16 protein-coding genes are annotated in these 15035 nt (G+C 74.1%); 11 read left to right on the plus strand and 5 right to left on the minus strand.

Annotated elements, in window-relative coordinates:
• Positions 1–177: 177 nt before the first annotated feature.
• Together AB0898_RS31600 and AB0898_RS31605 are read left to right on the plus strand one after the other, a co-directional pair.
• Entirely contained in the window at positions 178–1221 is a 1044-nt protein-coding gene (locus tag AB0898_RS31600; protein ID WP_366806495.1) for an NUDIX domain-containing protein, read from the plus strand.
• A 36-nt stretch (positions 1222–1257) separates the two neighbouring features.
• On the plus strand, positions 1258–1770 hold the full coding sequence (locus AB0898_RS31605) for a protein phosphatase (RefSeq protein ID WP_366806496.1): 513 nt from the start codon (positions 1258–1260) through the stop codon (positions 1768–1770).
• 244 nt (positions 1771–2014) lie between these two features.
• On the opposite strand, the gene AB0898_RS31610 is transcribed toward AB0898_RS31605, so the two are convergent.
• A complete protein-coding gene (locus tag AB0898_RS31610) occupies positions 2015–3370 on the minus strand; it encodes a dipeptidase (protein WP_366806497.1) in 1356 nt (451 codons plus the stop codon).
• A gap of 183 nt (positions 3371–3553) precedes the next feature.
• Here AB0898_RS31610 and AB0898_RS31615 point away from each other — a divergent pair, with 183 nt between their 5' ends.
• On the plus strand, positions 3554–4807 hold the full coding sequence (locus AB0898_RS31615) for a geranylgeranyl reductase family protein (protein ID WP_366806498.1): 1254 nt from the start codon (positions 3554–3556) through the stop codon (positions 4805–4807).
• A 48-nt stretch (positions 4808–4855) separates the two neighbouring features.
• On the opposite strand, the gene AB0898_RS31620 is transcribed toward AB0898_RS31615, so the two are convergent.
• On the minus strand, positions 4856–5326 hold the full coding sequence (locus tag AB0898_RS31620; protein WP_366806499.1) for a nitroreductase family deazaflavin-dependent oxidoreductase: 471 nt from the start codon (positions 5324–5326) through the stop codon (positions 4856–4858).
• A gap of 114 nt (positions 5327–5440) precedes the next feature.
• Between AB0898_RS31620 and AB0898_RS31625 the strand changes: the two genes are divergently transcribed.
• The 5 genes from AB0898_RS31625 to AB0898_RS31645 all read left to right on the plus strand — a co-directional run bounded on the left by AB0898_RS31625 (position 5441) and on the right by AB0898_RS31645 (position 10001).
• Entirely contained in the window at positions 5441–6139 is a 699-nt protein-coding gene (locus tag AB0898_RS31625) for a TetR/AcrR family transcriptional regulator (RefSeq protein ID WP_366806500.1), read from the plus strand.
• A gap of 98 nt (positions 6140–6237) precedes the next feature.
• Positions 6238–7458: a sensor histidine kinase gene (locus tag AB0898_RS31630; protein WP_366806501.1), complete on the plus strand. Its 1221-nt coding sequence runs from the start codon at positions 6238–6240 to the stop codon at positions 7456–7458.
• Positions 7455–8120: a response regulator transcription factor gene (locus tag AB0898_RS31635; RefSeq protein ID WP_366806502.1), complete on the plus strand. Its 666-nt coding sequence runs from the start codon at positions 7455–7457 to the stop codon at positions 8118–8120. Before AB0898_RS31630 ends, AB0898_RS31635 begins: the two co-directional genes overlap by 4 nt.
• Positions 8121–8214: 94 nt before the next feature.
• A complete protein-coding gene (locus AB0898_RS31640) occupies positions 8215–9090 on the plus strand; it encodes a sugar isomerase (RefSeq protein ID WP_366806503.1) in 876 nt (291 codons plus the stop codon).
• A gap of 41 nt (positions 9091–9131) precedes the next feature.
• A complete protein-coding gene (locus AB0898_RS31645; protein ID WP_366806504.1) occupies positions 9132–10001 on the plus strand; it encodes a ketose-bisphosphate aldolase in 870 nt (289 codons plus the stop codon).
• Here AB0898_RS31645 and AB0898_RS31650 read toward each other — a convergent pair.
• A complete protein-coding gene (locus AB0898_RS31650) occupies positions 9988–11121 on the minus strand; it encodes a methyltransferase (RefSeq protein ID WP_366806511.1) in 1134 nt (377 codons plus the stop codon). The two genes, AB0898_RS31645 and AB0898_RS31650, sit on opposite strands and share 14 nt — an antisense overlap.
• Before the next feature lie 78 nt (positions 11122–11199).
• Between AB0898_RS31650 and AB0898_RS31655 the strand changes: the two genes are divergently transcribed.
• Positions 11200–11865, plus strand: a complete 666-nt coding sequence (locus AB0898_RS31655; RefSeq protein ID WP_366806505.1) for an alpha-ketoglutarate-dependent dioxygenase AlkB — start codon at positions 11200–11202, stop codon at positions 11863–11865.
• Between the two features lie 45 nt (positions 11866–11910).
• On the plus strand, positions 11911–13152 hold the full coding sequence (locus tag AB0898_RS31660; RefSeq protein ID WP_366806506.1) for an ROK family protein: 1242 nt from the start codon (positions 11911–11913) through the stop codon (positions 13150–13152).
• 42 nt (positions 13153–13194) lie between these two features.
• On the opposite strand, the gene AB0898_RS31665 is transcribed toward AB0898_RS31660, so the two are convergent.
• On the minus strand, positions 13195–13779 hold the full coding sequence (locus AB0898_RS31665) for a DUF4865 family protein (protein WP_366806507.1): 585 nt from the start codon (positions 13777–13779) through the stop codon (positions 13195–13197).
• Positions 13780–13810: 31 nt separating this feature from the next.
• Positions 13811–14401 carry a TetR/AcrR family transcriptional regulator gene (locus AB0898_RS31670; RefSeq protein ID WP_366806508.1) on the minus strand — a complete coding sequence of 197 codons (591 nt, stop codon included), beginning with the start codon at positions 14399–14401 and terminating at the stop codon, positions 13811–13813.
• A 178-nt stretch (positions 14402–14579) separates the two neighbouring features.
• Between AB0898_RS31670 and AB0898_RS31675 the strand changes: the two genes are divergently transcribed.
• A complete protein-coding gene (locus AB0898_RS31675) occupies positions 14580–14864 on the plus strand; it encodes an SHOCT domain-containing protein (RefSeq protein ID WP_366806509.1) in 285 nt (94 codons plus the stop codon).
• Positions 14865–15035 lie beyond the last annotated feature (171 nt).

Raw genomic sequence — 15035 nt, forward strand, 5'->3', positions numbered from 1 at the left:
CCCATCTGACCCTCGCCGTGCCGGGGCCCCCGCTGGGTCGGGGTCCCCCCCCCCCCCCGGGGCGCCCCCCCGGGGGCCGGGGCGCCCGGCGCCGTGCTGTGCGCCCTCAACTGGGCGTGGTTTCCGTGGCAGGGTGGAACGGGCAAGCCCCAGGGGGCCAACAGAAGAGGGGGAACCGTGACCGTCGTCTGGATCAACGGCGCGTTCGGAGCGGGCAAGACCACCACCGCACGGGAACTGATGGAACTGATCCCGAACAGCACGCTCTTCGACCCCGAGACCATCGGCGCGGAGCTGTCCCGGCTGCTGCCCGCCAAGCACCTGGCCGAGGTCGGCGACTTCCAGGACCTGCCGATCTGGCGCCGCCTGGTCATCGACACGGCGGCCGCGATGCTCGCCGAGCTGGGCGGCACGCTGGTCGTGCCGATGACCCTGCTGCGCCAGGAGTACCGGGACGAGATCTTCGGCGGTCTCGCCGCCCGCCGCATCTCCGTGCGCCACCTGGTCCTCGCCCCGGCCGAAACGATCCTGCGCGCGCGGATAGCCGACCGCGAGATACCTCCGGACCTCCCCGACGGCGAGATACGGGTGCGCCAGTGGTCCTACGACCACATCGAGCCCTACCGCGCCGCCCTCGCCTCCTGGCTCGCCGCCGACGCCCACCTGATCGACACCGGTCCCCTCACCCCGTACGAGGCCGCCCTGCGCGTCACCGAGGCCGTCGGCAGCGGGGCGGCCCGCCCCTGCGACATCGTGCAGACCCCCGAGCCCACCGCCGAGACCCTGGCGGCCGGCGTGCTCCTCTTCGACGAGGACGACAAGGTGCTCCTGGTCGACCCCACCTACAAGCCCGGCTGGGAGTTCCCCGGTGGCGTGGTCGAACCCGGCGAGGCCCCGGCCCGCGCCGGGATGCGCGAGGTCGCCGAGGAGACCGGCATACGGCTGCGGGAGGTGCCCCGGCTGCTCGTCGTCGACTGGGAACGCCCCGACCCGCCCCGCTACGGCGGGCTGCGCCTCCTCTTCGACGGCGGCCGCCTCGACCCCGCCGAAGCCGCCCGCGTCCACCTCCCCGGCCCCGAACTCCGCGCCTGGCGCTTCGCCTCCGAACACGAGGCCGCCGCCATGCTCCCCCCGGTCCGCTACGAACGCCTCCGCTGGGCCCTGCGGGCACGCGAGCGGGGAGCGGCGATCTATCTTGAGGCGGGAACGCCGGTGGGCTGAACGCACTCGGGCGTAGGGCGGGCGAAGGGGCTCCGGGTGAGGACACGCAGCAAGAGCCGTGGCAATCCCGAGCCGGAGGAGCCCTGGAGCGAGATCGTGCCGGGACTGTGGATGGGGGGCCACTACTGGTCGCCCGGCCCGGGTGACGTCCGACGAGCCGTCGTGGGCAGTGAGTTCGACCTGGTGATCAGCCTGTTCACCGCCCCGGGACACGGGCCCGCCCCGGACGTCGGCCACCGTGTGGCCGAGATCCCCGACGAACCCCTGACCGCCGCGCAGCTCGGCCTCGTACGACAGCTCGCCCGGCACGCGGCCCAAGCCGTCGGCGCCGGACAACGCACCTTGATCCGCTGCAATGCCGGCCTCAACCGCTCCGGTCTCCTCGTCGGACAGACGCTTGTCGAACTGGGCCACGAGCCCGCCGCAGCCATCGCCCTCATCCGGCGCCGGAGGTCTCCCTGGGCCCTGGGCAACCGGATCTTCGAGGAGTACCTCACCGCCGGACTCGACGTCGCCCAACTCCTCACCGGTCTGGAGACGCCCACCTGACCGGGACCGGGTCGCGGACGCGCCGCTGGCCCGAAAGGTCCTTACGGGCAGGACCACCTTCCCGAGGCTGCAGCGGGACCCGGTGATCCGATGGGCGTCCGACGCCTGCGCGAGCGGAACGCGGGCGAACACGCTCGGGCGCAGGGTCTTCTGGGCCTACGGCTCGGGCGGGCTGTACCAGGCGTAGGCGTAAGGGAACGGCCCCCGGCGGCGTCGGGTGCCGGGGGCCGTCACGGAGGGCGGGTCAGTTTGCCGCGTACTCCTGGAGGAACAGGGCCTCGGCGATCGAGAGGCGCTCCAGTTCCTCGGGGGACACGCTCTCGTCGACCGCGTGAATCTGGGCCTCGGGCTCGCTGAGGCCGATCAGGAGGATTTCCGCCTCGGGGTAGAGGGCGGCGAGGGTGTTGCAGAGCGGGATGGAGCCGCCCTGGCCCGCGTACTGCATGGTCTCGCCCGGGTAGGCGGCGGCCATGGCGGTGGCCATCGCCTGGTAGGCCGGGCTGGTGGTGTCGGCGCGGAAGGGCTGGCCGCTGCCGATCTGCTCGGTGCTGACGCGGGCGCCCCACGGCACACGGGTCTCCAGGTGGGCCTGGAGCAGCTTGGACGCTTCGGTGGCGTCCGTGCCCGGCGGCACCCGGAGGCTGATCAGCGCGCGGGCGCTCGACTGCACCGACGGGGTCGCGCCGACGACCGGCGGGCAGTCGATGCCGAGGACCGTGACGGCGGGCCGGGCCCAGATGCGGTCCGCCACCGAACCGTCGCCGATCAGACCGACCCCGTCGAGCACCTTGGCGTCCGAGCGGAACTGCTCCTCGGTGTACTCCAGGCCGTCCCAGTGCTCGGCGGCCGCGAGCCCGTCCACCGTGGTCGAACCGTCCTCGGCGCGCAGCGAGTCCAGGACCCGGATCAGCGCGGCGAGCGCGTCCGGGGCGGCGCCGCCGAACTGGCCCGAGTGCAGGTTCCCGGCGAGGGTGTCCACCTGGACGCGGACCAGGGTCATGCCGCGCAGGGTGCTGGTCACGGTCGGCAGACCGACACGGAAGTTGCCCGCGTCGCCGATGACGATGGCGTCGGCCGCGAGCAGCTCGGGGTGCTGCTCGGCGTAGCGCTCCAGACCGCCGGTGCCCTGCTCCTCCGAGCCCTCCACGATCACCTTGACGGAGACCGGGACACCGCCGTCCGCCTTGAGGGCGCGCAGCGCCAGCAGGTGCATGATCAGGCCGCCCTTGCAGTCGGCGCTGCCGCGCCCGTACCAGCGGCCGTTCCGCTCGGTCAGCTCGAACGGCGGAGTCGTCCACGCGGACTCGTCCAGCGGCGGCTGCACGTCGTAGTGCGCGTAGAGGAGCACGGTCTTCGCGCCCTCGGGGCCGGGCAGATAGCCGTAGACCGACTGGGTGCCGTCCGGGGTGTCGAGCAGGGCCACGTCGGTGAAGCCCTCGGCGCGCAGCGCGTCCGCGATCCAGTTCGCGGCGCCCTCGCTCTCGCTCCTGGGGAACTGCGCGAAGTCCGCCACCGACTTGAAGGCAACCAGCTCGGTCAGCTCCGCCTTGGCGCGGGGCATGAGCGAGGCGACGGTCTCGGCGACCGGATTCGACGGCATGGGGCACGCTCCTCGTGGGTGCGACGCGGTGACGCGACGTTGAACTGCTGGGATACCCCCGATCCTCCCACAGTGGGCCTCGGCCGTGATCGCCGTAGGATGCCGGATGACAGGGGTTCCCCGCTCCGGTGCGGCCGGGAGCCCGGGAGAGCGGCATCGGCTGGATCGGAGCGGTAGACCATCGTGAGCGGCGAGAACTCTTCGGCGGACGACGTGCAGCGGGTCTGGGACGTCGTCGTGGTGGGCGCGGGACCCGCGGGGGCCTCGGCCGCCTACGCGGCGGCGGTCGCGGGACGGCGCGTCCTTCTGCTGGAGAAGGCCGAACTGCCCCGTTACAAGACCTGCGGCGGCGGCATCATCGGCCCCTCGCGCGACGCGCTGCCCCCCGGCTTCGAACTGCCCCTGAAGGACCGGGTGCACGCGGTCACGTTCTCGCACGACGGCCGCTTCACCCGCACCCGGCGCTCCAAGCAGACGCTGTTCGGGCTCATCAACCGGCCCGAGTTCGACCAGCAGCTGGTCGAGCACGCGCAGAAGGCCGGCGCCGAACTGCGCACCGGCGCCACCGTGCAGCGCGTCGAGCAGCACGGCTCGGCGGTCCCGGACCGGCGCACGGTCGCCGTGGTGCTCCAGGGCGGCGAGACGGTGCTGGCCCACGCGGTCGTCGGCGCCGACGGCAGCGCCAGCCGGATAGGGGCCCACGTCGGCGTCAAGATGGACCAGGTCGACCTCGGTCTTGAGATGGAGATCCCGGTGCCCGACACCGTCGCCGAGGACTGGAAGGGCCGGGTGCTCCTCGACTGGGGCCCGCTGCCCGGCAGTTACGGCTGGGTCTTCCCCAAGGGCGACACCCTGACCGTCGGCGTGATCTCGCGGCGTGGTGAAGGCGCGGCCACCAAGCGGTACTTGGAGGACTTCGTCGCCCGCCTCGGCCTCGCCGGGTTCGAACCGAGCGTCTCCTCCGGGCACTTGACCCGCTGCCGCGCCGAGGACTCCCCGCTCTCCCGCGGCCGGGTGCTGGTCTGCGGCGACGCGGCGGGGCTGCTTGAGCCCTGGACCCGCGAGGGCATCTCCTTCGCGCTGCGCTCGGGCCGGCTCGCGGGGGAGTGGGCGGTGCGCATCGCCGAGGCCCACGACGCGGTGGACACCCGCCGCCAGGCCCTCAACTACGCCTTCGCCGTCAAGGCGGGCCTCGGGGTGGAGATGAGCGTCGGCAAGCGGCTGCTGGCCGCCTTCGAACGCCGTCCCGGCCTCTTCCACGCCGCCCTGACCGGCTTCCGCCCCGCCTGGAAGGCGTTCCGGGACATCACCAGCGGCGCGTCCTCGCTCGGCGAGATGGTCAGGTCCCGCCCGCTCGCCCAGCGCACGATCGCCCTGCTCGACCGGGGGCACGCGGCGGCCGTGACGGAGGCGGACGAGGACCTCGTCGACTCGTGACGGGCGCCGAGGGCGCCAAAGGCACCGGGGGCGCCGCCGAGGTCACCGTCAGTCCGCGACGGTGATCCGGAACACCGGATGGTCGGGGGCGGCCGCCAGGATCTCCGCGTCGGAGGACTTGGCGGTCACGCCCGCGAAGAACGCGTCTACCTGCCAGCCCCAGCGCTCCAGGTAGGTCCGTATGACGGCCGGCTTTTCGGCGTCCGGCAGCTCCACCGCCGTGAACGTCCGCACCTTGCGGCCGACCCGCAGCTCCCCGCCGCCCGCCGCGCGCATGTTGCGCACCCACTGGGAGTGGCCGCGCGCGGAGACCAGGTACTGCCCGCCCTCGTGGGTGTGCGGATTGACCGGGACGCGCTGCATCACCCCGCTCTTGCGGCCCCGCACCGACAGCTCGGCGCTGCCCGCGAAGCTGATCCCGAGCCGGGCGAGCCGGCCGACGAGGTTGTTGAAGCGGACGGCCATCGGGCTGCCCTGGACGTAGTACGGCGACGGCGAAGACGACATGAGGACCCCCATGCTGTGGGAGAGCGGTGCTCTCGCTTTCCTCCAGTGTGCCCAGAGCGGTGCTCTCGCGCAAGAGCAGTGCTCTCTTTTGTGGGCGCCGCTCTCGTTCCATGGCAGACTCGTCGTATGAGCACCACACAGGGCGCCCGCGCGCGGGCCAGGACCGAGGTCACCGCGGCCATCAAGGACGAGGCCCGCAGACAGCTCGCGGCCGAGGGCGCCGCCAAGCTCTCCCTGCGGGCGGTGGCGCGCGAGCTGGGGATGGTGTCCTCCGCGCTCTACCGCTACTTCCCGAGCCGCGACGACCTCCTCACCGCGCTCATCATCGACGCCTACGACTCCCTCGGCGAGGCCGCCGAGACCGCCCACGCGGCCCTCCCGGACGGCACGGCCCCGCTGCGCCGCTGGACCACCGTCTGCGAGGCGGTACGCGCCTGGGCGCTCGGCCACCCCCACGAGTACGCGCTCATCTACGGCTCACCCGTGCCCGGCTACGCCGCGCCCCCGACCACCGTGCCCTCCGCCGCCCGCGTCGGACTGCTCCTCGTCGGCATCGTCGGCGACGCCCACCGGGACGGCACCGGCCGCGCGCTCCCGCCCCTGCCCGCCGAGCTGCGCGCCGAGGCCGAGCGCCTCACCGCGGACATCTCCCCGGCCCTGCCGCCCGAGGCCGCGCCCGCCATGGTGGCCGCCTGGTCCGAGCTGTTCGGGCTGGTCGGATTCGAGGTGTTCGGGCAGTTCAACAGGATGGTGACCGACCGCGCGGAACTCTTCCGGTACGCGGCGGGGCGGCTGGGGGAGAGCGTGGGGCTGACGGGGGCGTGAGGTCCCTCGGCCCGGTCTCACGTACTCCGCGGGGAGTACGCGTGATCACCACGCCCGGCCGACGCCCCCGCACCCCGGCGGCGTCTAGCGTGGCAGGCATGGAAGAGCAGCACGGACCCGGGTGGTGGCGGTACGGACCGCCCTGGTGGCACCGGACCGACGGCGCCCCGGAGTCGCCTGACCGTGCCGCCCGGTGGCCCTGGCTCTCCACCGCGCTGATCACCACCGTCGTGCTCGCCGGATCGGCCTTCGCCGCGCACGCCCAGCCGCACCGGGAGGCGCCGGACCTCGCCGGGCGCGTGCTGCTGGTCGCCGCCTCGGTGGCCCTGCTGTGGCGGCGTCGCCACCCGGTGGCCGTCGCCTTCGCCACGTCCGTCCTCACCCTGGCTTATCTGGCGGCGGGCTACCCCTACGGGCCGGTGTTCCTCACCGTCGCCGTCGGCTGCTTCAGCGCGGTCGTGGCCGGGCACCGGCGTGCCGCGTGGGCCGCGCTCGGCCTGCTCTGGGCGGGCCATCTGCTGATCGCGCTCTGGCTCTACCGCTTCCTCCCGCCGGCCGGGGACTCGGGCCCGAGCGCCGGTCAGGAGATCGTCGCCGCCACCTGGGTCGCGGCCGTGGTCGCCGTGGCCGAGCTGGCCCGGGTCCGGCGCGAACAGTGGGCCCGCGAACGCGCGGACCGCGCCCGCGCCGCCCAGCGCCGCGCGGACGAGGAACGGCTGCGGATCGCCCGCGAACTGCACGACGTGCTCGCGCACAGCATCTCCGTCATCAACGTCCAGGCCGGCATGGGCCTCGCGCTCCTCGACCAGGACCCCGAACAGGCCCGCACCGCGCTCACCACCATCCGGGCCGCGAGCAAGGAGGCGCTCGGCGAGATGCGCCAGGTCCTCGACACCCTGCGCGCCCCCGGCGCCGCCCCGCGCGCCCCCGCTCCCGGCCTGGACCGGCTCCCCGAACTGGTCGAGCAGGCGGCCGCCGCCGGACTCACCGTCGAGGTCCGGGGCGAGCCCCCGAGCCTGCCGCCCGGCGCCGACCTGGCCGCCTTCCGCATCCTCCAGGAAGCCCTCACCAACGTCGTACGCCACTCGGGCTCCCGGCACGCGCGCGTACGTTTCGAGCAGGGCGCCGACGGCCTGCGCCTCACCGTGGACGACGACGGCCCCGCCACCGGCGCCGACGCGGGCGGCACCGGCAACGGCCTCGCCGGGATGCGCGAGCGCGCCGCCGCGCTCGGCGGCACCATCGAGGCCGGACCACGCGCCGACGGCGGCTTCCGCGTGCTCGCCGTCCTGCCCGCGCGGACCGGGGAGGCGCGGTGATCCGGGTGCTGCTCGCGGACGACCAGTCGCTGGTCCGGGCCGGGTTCGGCGCGCTGCTCGGCGCACAGCCGGACATCGCGATCGCCGGGGAGGCGGCCGACGGCGCGGAGGCGTTGCGCCAGGTGCGCGAACTGCGGCCCGACGTCGTCCTGATGGACATCCGGATGCCCGTGCTGGACGGCCTCGCCGCGACCCGGCGCATCACCGAGGACCCCGCCCTCGCCGACGTGAAGGTGATCATGCTGACCACCTTCGAACTCGACGAGTACGTCTTCGAGGCCATCCGCTCCGGCGCTTCCGGCTTCCTCGTCAAGGACACCGAGCCGGACGAACTCGTGCGCGCGGTACGGGCCGTGGTCGACGGGGACGCCCTGCTGTCACCCGGCGTCACGCGTCGGCTGATCGCGGAGTTCGCCGCCCGCTCCAAGGAACCGGCCGCCGCCGACGCCCTCGCCCGGCTCACCGACCGGGAGCGCGAGGTGATGGCGCTGGTCGGCATCGGCCTGTCCAACGAGGAGATCGCCCGCCGCCTGGTGGTCAGCCCGCTCACCGCCAAGACCCACGTCAGCCGCGCCATGGTGAAGCTCGGCGCCCGCGACCGCGCCCAACTCGTCGTCCTCGCCTACGAGTCCGGGCTCGTCCGGCCGGGCTGGCTCGGCTGAGCGAGTCCTCCCGCCGGACCGGACGCACACTCCTTGAAGGCGCGTGAACGCCCGCTGTACCGTCGGGAGCGATCAGCAACGGGGAGGACGTGGCATGAGCCATGCCGAGCACGAGCTGAACAGCCAGCCCGAGTGCTGGACCCGCGCGGCCGCCGAAGTGGCCCGCCACGCCGACGCGTTGCCCGCACCGGGGGAGCGGGTCGCGATCACCGGCTGCGGCACCTCGTACTACATGGCCCAGGCCGCGGCCGCCCTGCGCGAGGCGGCCGGCCACGGCGAGACGGACGCCTTCCCCGCCTCCGAATTCCCGCGCGGACGCTCCTACGACCGCGTCCTCGCCCTCACCCGCTCCGGCACCACCACGGAAGTACTGGATCTCCTCGCCGAGTTGAGTACGCCGACCACCGCGCTCACCGCCGACCCCGCCACCCCCGTCAAGGAAGCCGCCGACGACCTGATCGTCCTCGACTACGCCGACGAACGCTCCGTCGTGCAGACCCGGTTCGCCACCACCGCGCTCACCCTCCTGCGCGCCCACCTCGGTCTGCACACCCCGGCCGTCGTCGCCGACGCCCACACCGCGCTCGGCACCCCGCTGCCCGAAGGCCTCGCGCACTGCGCGGAGTTCACCTTCCTCGGCCGGGGCTGGACCACCGGACTGGCCCAGGAGGCCGCGCTCAAGATGCGCGAGGCCTCGCTGTCCTGGACCGAGGCGTACCCGGCGATGGAGTACCGGCACGGGCCGATCAGCATCAGCTCCGAAGCCACCGCCACCTGGATGTTCGGCCCGGCTCCCGAGGGGCTGGCCGCACAGGTCCGGGCCACCGGTGCCCGCTGGATCGGGGGCACCCTCGACCCGCTCGCCGAACTCGTCCGCGCCCAGCGGCTCGCCCTCGCCGTCGCCGCCCTCCGGGACCTCGACCCCGACCGGCCGCGCCACCTCACCCGCTCGGTGATCCTCACCCCCTGATCCGGCACCGGAAGGGAAACACCACCCGGAAGGGAGACACCGTGCCCCTCGCCACCACCGGCGACCTGGTCACCCGGGCGGCCCGCTCCGGCTCCGCCGTCGCCGCCTTCAACATCGTCACCCTGGAACACATCGAGGCCGTTGTCACCGGCGCCGAGACCGCACGGGCACCCGTGGTCCTCCAAGTCAGCGAGAACACCGTCAAGTTCCGCACGGGAGGCCTGCTGCCGCTGGCCCGCGCCGCCCGCACCGCAGCCGAACACGCCGCCGTACCCGTCGCGTTGCACCTCGACCACGTACAGAGCGACGACCTGCTGCGCCAGGCGCCGGAGGCCGGATTCAGCTCGGTGATGTACGACGCCGCAGGGCTGCCCTACGCCGACAACCTCGCCGCCACGCGCGCCACGGCCGCCTGGGCGCACGCTCAAGGGCTGTGGATCGAGGCGGAGTTGGGGCAGATCGGCGGCAAGGGCGGACGCCCGCCGCTGGACGCGCACGCACCGGGCGCCCGTACCGATCCCGACCAGGCCTACGAGTTCGTCGCGGACACGGGAGTGGACGCCCTCGCCGTCGCCATCGGCAGCGCGCACGCCATGACCACCCGCACCGCCACCCTCGACCAGACGCTGCTGCGCCGGCTCTCCGCCACGCTGCCCGTCCCGCTCGTCCTGCACGGCTCATCCGGAGTGCCGGACGACGCGCTGGCCCGCGCGGTCGCGGGCGGCATCGGCAAGGTCAACGTCGGCACCGCGCTCAACGCGGCCCTGACCGCAGCCGTCCGGCGGCACCTCGCCGAACGCCCCGACGCCGTCGACTCCCGGGGTTACCTCCGAGCGGGCCGGGAGGCGATGGCCGCCGAGGCCGCCCGGATCATCGGCGTCCTCGGCGCAGCGGCCACTAGCTCTTCTTGACGGCCTTCAGCACCACGAACTTCGGGTCGCTCGCGACCAGTTCGCAGTTCCCGAACAGCCGCTTCAGCTTCACGTGGTAGCCCAGATGCCGGTTGCCGACCACCCACAGCTCACCGCCCGGCCGCAGCGCGCGCTTGGCACCGGTGAACATCCGCCACGCCGTCGAGTCCGTCGTGGCCTGGTGGGAGTGGAACGGCGGGTTGTTCAGCACGAGGTCCACGCTGCCCGGCGCCACCCCGGCGAGCCCGTCCCCGACCCGGAACTCCGCATGCCCCGGCACCCCGTTGGCCTTGTAGGTGGCCTCCGCCGACGCGGCCGCCTGGAACGACTCGTCCACGAACAGCACTTCGGCTGCCGGGTCGGCCAGTGCCATCGCCGTACCCACCACGCCGTTGCCGCAGCCCAGGTCCACCACCCGGCGGCCGCGCGGAGCCGGCAGGTGCCCGAGGAAGAACCGGGTGCCGATGTCGAGCCGGTCGGCGCAGAACACACCCGCGTGGTTGACGACGGGCCGCCCGGAGGCCACGCCGATGCCCTCCTCCAGCGCGTACTCGTACGGCCACGGGTTCGCGGGCCGCGCGAGGGACGGATCGGGGGTGCAGAAGATCAGCCGGGCCTTCTGCTCGGCCAGCGAGGTGCGCGTCGGCCCCAGAATCCGCTCGAACAGCTGGAGCGTGGAGGTGTGGATCTCCTTCACCATGCCGGTGCCGATGATCACCGTCCCCGCGTGCACGGCCGGGGCCAGCCGGTGGAGCTGGTCCTCCAGGAGCGCCAGGCTCTTCGGCACGCGCACGAGCAGCACGTCCACCCGCTCCGGCACCGGGTCCTGCGTGGTCAGCAGCCGCACCGCGCCGGGCTCGACACCCGCCCGCGCCAGGTTCGCGCGGGTCGCCTCCTGGCCCAGATGGGAGTCGGTGATCTGCGCGGGCCGGTGCGGGGCGAGCGCCGTGGCCAGCGCGCCCCAGCGGTCGCCCAGGACGACGACCTCGCCCGACAGGTCCACCCCTTCCCCGGCCAGATGCCGCAGCAGATAGGCGTCGGAGGCGTCCCAGGCACGCAGCCGGTCGCGGGGGTCTTCGGGGAAGCGGGACAGGTCCAGCTCGCCCCACGGAGTCGTCATACGGTCGTTCATCGCTCCCCAGGCTAGCCGAGCCGCAGCTCAGGACCGGTCGGGCGGTCGTCGGGCAGGATGGGGCGCATGGACGCGGAACTGTTCCCCCGCGAGCGGACCGCCCCCGCCCCGGGCGCCGTGCACGTCCCGGACTGGCTGGACGCGGACGAGCAGCGCGCGCTCCTGGCCGCCTGCCGCGCGTGGGCACGCCCACCGGCCGGACTGCGCACGGTCCACACCCCCGGCGGCGGCACGATGACCGCCCGGCAGGTCTGCCTCGGCCGCCACTGGTACCCGTACGGCTACGCCCCCACGGCGGTCGACGGCGACGGCTCCCCGGTCAAGCCCTTCCCGCCCTGGCTGGACGCCCTGGCCCGGCGCGCGGTCACCGACGCGCTCGGCCCGGACGCGCTCCCCGGGGAGCCGTACGACATCGCGCTGATCAACTTCTACGACGCGGACGCCCGCATGGGCATGCACCGCGACGCCGACGAGCGCTCGGACGCGCCCGTGGTGTCGCTGAGCCTCGGCGACACCTGCGTGTTCCGCTTCGGCAACACCGAGACCCGGAACCGGCCCTGGACCGACCTGGAACTGTGCGGCGGCGACCTGTTCGTCTTCGGCGGCCCCTCCCGGCTCGCGTACCACGGCGTGCCGCGCGTACGGCCCGGTACGGCACCTCCCGCGCTGGGGCTCACCGGGCGGCTGAACGTCACCCTGCGGGTGAGTGGACTCGCGTCGTCCGCCGGGTGAGCACACCCCGCCACGAGCGGCCCGGATCATGGGAGACTCGCCCTCATGAGCGGCATGGCGGAGCCCCGGAAGGCGGGGGAAGAGACCACCACGAGAGCGCGCCTGGACCGTGGGCGCGGCGCCCTCGGCCCCGCGCTGGAACTGGTGCACACGGGCCGGGCGCCGACCCGTGCCGTCCTCACCGCCGAGCTGGGCGTCACCCGCGCCACGGCCGGCGCCGTCGCGGCCGAACTGGAGGCGCTGGGCCTCATCCGGGTGGACGCGCGGCCCGCCGCGGGCTCCGGTTCGCAAGGACGCCCCTCGCACCGGCTCGCGGTCGCGGAGGACGGCCCGGTCGCGCTCGCGGCGCAGATCCACGCCGACGGCTTCCGGGCCGCGCTGGTCGGCCTCGGCGGCCGGATCGTGGCCACCACACCCGGCTGCGAGACCGTCGACGCCGACCCGGCCAAGGTGCTCGGCGCCGTCGTCGAGGCGGGCGCCGAGCTGCTGCGCGCGACCGGCCGCCGCTGCGTGGGCGCCGGACTCGCCGTGCCCTCCGCCGTCGCTGAACCCGACGGTCTCGCCCTCAACCCGCTGCACCTGGCCTGGCCCGTGGGCGAGCCGGTGCGCCGCATCTTCGTGGAGTGCGTGCGCGCCGCGGGCATCACCGGCCCCGCCTTCGCGGGCAACGACGTCAACCTCGCCGCCCTCGCCGAGCACCGGCACGGCGCCGGGCGGGGCGCCCGCGATCTGCTGTGCGTGGCCACCGGACACCGGGGCGTCGGCGGCGCGCTGGTCCTCGACGGCCGCCTGCACACCGGCAGTTCGGGCCTCGCCCTGGAGGTCGGACACCTCACCGTCAACCCCGAGGGCCGCCCCTGCCACTGCGGCAGCCGGGGCTGCCTCGACGTCGAGGCCGACCCGCTGGCCCTGCTGGTCGAGGCGGGACTCGACCCGGGCCCCGAGGTCTCCCTGCTCCAGCAGGCGACCGACCTGCTGCGCACCCGCTACGACGAACCGGCCGTACGCCGCGCCGCCGAGACCCTGATCGACCGCCTGGGCCTGGGACTCGCCGGGCTGGTCAACATCCTCAACCCCGACCGCATCATCCTCGGCGGCCTGCACCGCACCCTCCTCGAGGCCGACCCCGACCGGCTGTGCGCGGTGGTCGCCGAGCGCAGCCTGTGGGGCGGTCAGAGCGGTGGCGTGCCCATCCTGCCGTGCACCCTGGACCACGACAGCCTGGTCGGCGCGGCCGAACTCGCCTGGCAGCCGGTGCTGGACGACCCCCTGGGCACGCTCGGCTGACGCTTCATCAGCCGAACATCTGACGCCCCGTCAATCTCGTGGCTACCACTGCCTGCCGTGCGGGAGCCGGTCCAGCCCGGGTGCGGACAGGTGCCGTACCTGGTACAAGTCCCCTGCCGCCTGGGGGGATTCGTGGTCCCACAGCGAGAAGTGCGTCAGCTCCCAGCGGTGCGCGTCCACGGCGGCCGCCGCCAGCACGGCACCCTCCTCGCCCGCGAGCCGTGCCGCCCCGGCCACCGCCTCCTCCATGAACGCGCCCAACTCCACGCCCTCCGGCACCGGTTGCCGGTGCCGGACCGCGAACGCTGCGGAGGCGGGGGAGGCGGAACCGCGCTCGCAGGCGAGGCCCGTCCACTGCCGCACCGGCGGCCGCCCGAAGTCGTCCGAGAGCCCCTGGAAACCGCCGCCCCACAGGAAACGGTTCATGCCGGCGAACGTGTTCCAGAGGTAGAAGGGCGCGTACTGGTTGACCGGCGAGCCGTACCGGCCGCGTTCACGCACCAGATACGCCTTGACGCCGAGCCCGTCCCAGTCGTCCAGCAGATGCCCGAGCCGGTCGACACGGTCGCGGATCACCCCCATGTCGTAGTCGGCGGGGAGGGTGACTTCGTACTGGAGGGCGTGCATGGGCGGAGCCTCTCGATGGGCCGGCGACAAGTCACTTACCGGTGGCGGAAGTCGGCGGAGCGAGCAGGGACAGCAGGCCGCGCACGCCGGCGTCGAACGCCTCGGGGGAACCGGAGGCCCGCGCCAGGACATAGCCGCCCTGCACGGTCGCGAGCACGGCGGCGCCGATCTCCGCGCCGTCCAGCGCAGCCGCGAACCGCCCCTGCCGTTTGCCCTCTTCGACCAGTTCCGCGATCCGCCCGCGAATCCGCGCGATCACCTCGTCCACCGGGGCGCGCAGCTCGTCGCTGGCGATCACCTCGGGGTCCATGGTCAGCCGCCCGACCGGGCAGCCGCGCAACACGTCGCGCTCGCGCAGCAGATACGCCTCGATCCGCTCGTACGGCGTCCCCGGGCCGTCGAAGATCCGCTCGGCGGCGGCGCCCAGCTCGTCGGCGGACCGGCGGATCGCGGCCAGGGCGAGATCCTGCTTGCCCCGGAAGTGGTGGTACATGCTGCCCTGCCCGGCCCCCGAACGCTCCAGGATCGCCTTGGGGCTCGTACCGACGTAGCCGCGCTCCCACAACAGCTCGCGGGTGGACTCGATCAGACGCTCGGAGGTGCTCATGCGCCCACTGTACATACTGATAGGTACAGAGGGCCGGGTCGGCCGGGTTGCAGCGGGGCCGAGCGCGGTGTCAGGGGCCGTACTCCCGGCGTCGTACGCGCACTGCCGCCCCCCGCACGACGACCCGGACCCCTTCACGGAGGGAGTCTCGGAGCATCACCGATGCATGCCCGACCGAGGAGATGAACCCGCGATGGAGACCCTGGCGAACTGGAACGGCGGCGGACCCGGCCCCTGGATACTGTTCTTCCCGCTGATCTGGGCGGCCGCGGTGGCGGGAGTCGTCACCGTGCTGCGGCGTACGGCCCGGCGTGGCCGGGGTGCCCCCTGGCGGTCGCTGGACTCCGGGCGCCCCATGGGCGACTCACCGCTCGCGGTGCTCGGCCGTCGGTTTGCCTCCGGCGAGATCGACGAGGACGAGTACTGGCGCCGGCTGTCCGTGCTGGACGAGCGGTTCGGGTCCCTGGGGAAGGGCTGAGCGTCCCCGGGCGAGGCCGAGTCGCTGCCGCGTGTCCAGGCGAACTCGTGGGCGCCGGGGCGTACTTGGGCGTACGTGGGCGGCGGGGCGGGGGGGGGCCGGCCCGCCCGCCCCCCCCCCCCCGAAGGCGGCGGGCGAGGCCCAGGCCTCCGCGCCCGCCGCGGCCGCGGC

It is taken from the genome of Streptomyces sp. NPDC005435 (assembly GCF_040703155.1).
Lineage (GTDB): Bacteria > Actinomycetota > Actinomycetes > Streptomycetales > Streptomycetaceae > Streptomyces.

Coding starts and splice junctions, on each gene's coding strand:
- AB0898_RS31610 (WP_366806497.1), bottom strand. CDS start 3,370: ATGCCGTCGAATCCGGTCGCCGAGACCGTCGCCTCGCTCATGCCCCGC.
- AB0898_RS31620 (WP_366806499.1), bottom strand. CDS start 5,326: ATGGGGGTCCTCATGTCGTCTTCGCCGTCGCCGTACTACGTCCAGGGC.
- AB0898_RS31625 (WP_366806500.1), top strand. CDS start 5,441: ATGAGCACCACACAGGGCGCCCGCGCGCGGGCCAGGACCGAGGTCACC.
- AB0898_RS31630 (WP_366806501.1), top strand. CDS start 6,238: ATGGAAGAGCAGCACGGACCCGGGTGGTGGCGGTACGGACCGCCCTGG.
- AB0898_RS31640 (WP_366806503.1), top strand. CDS start 8,215: ATGAGCCATGCCGAGCACGAGCTGAACAGCCAGCCCGAGTGCTGGACC.
- AB0898_RS31650 (WP_366806511.1), bottom strand. CDS start 11,121: ATGACGACTCCGTGGGGCGAGCTGGACCTGTCCCGCTTCCCCGAAGAC.
- AB0898_RS31655 (WP_366806505.1), top strand. CDS start 11,200: ATGGACGCGGAACTGTTCCCCCGCGAGCGGACCGCCCCCGCCCCGGGC.
- AB0898_RS31660 (WP_366806506.1), top strand. CDS start 11,911: ATGAGCGGCATGGCGGAGCCCCGGAAGGCGGGGGAAGAGACCACCACG.
- AB0898_RS31665 (WP_366806507.1), bottom strand. CDS start 13,779: ATGCACGCCCTCCAGTACGAAGTCACCCTCCCCGCCGACTACGACATG.
- AB0898_RS31670 (WP_366806508.1), bottom strand. CDS start 14,401: ATGTACAGTGGGCGCATGAGCACCTCCGAGCGTCTGATCGAGTCCACC.
- AB0898_RS31675 (WP_366806509.1), top strand. CDS start 14,580: ATGGAGACCCTGGCGAACTGGAACGGCGGCGGACCCGGCCCCTGGATA.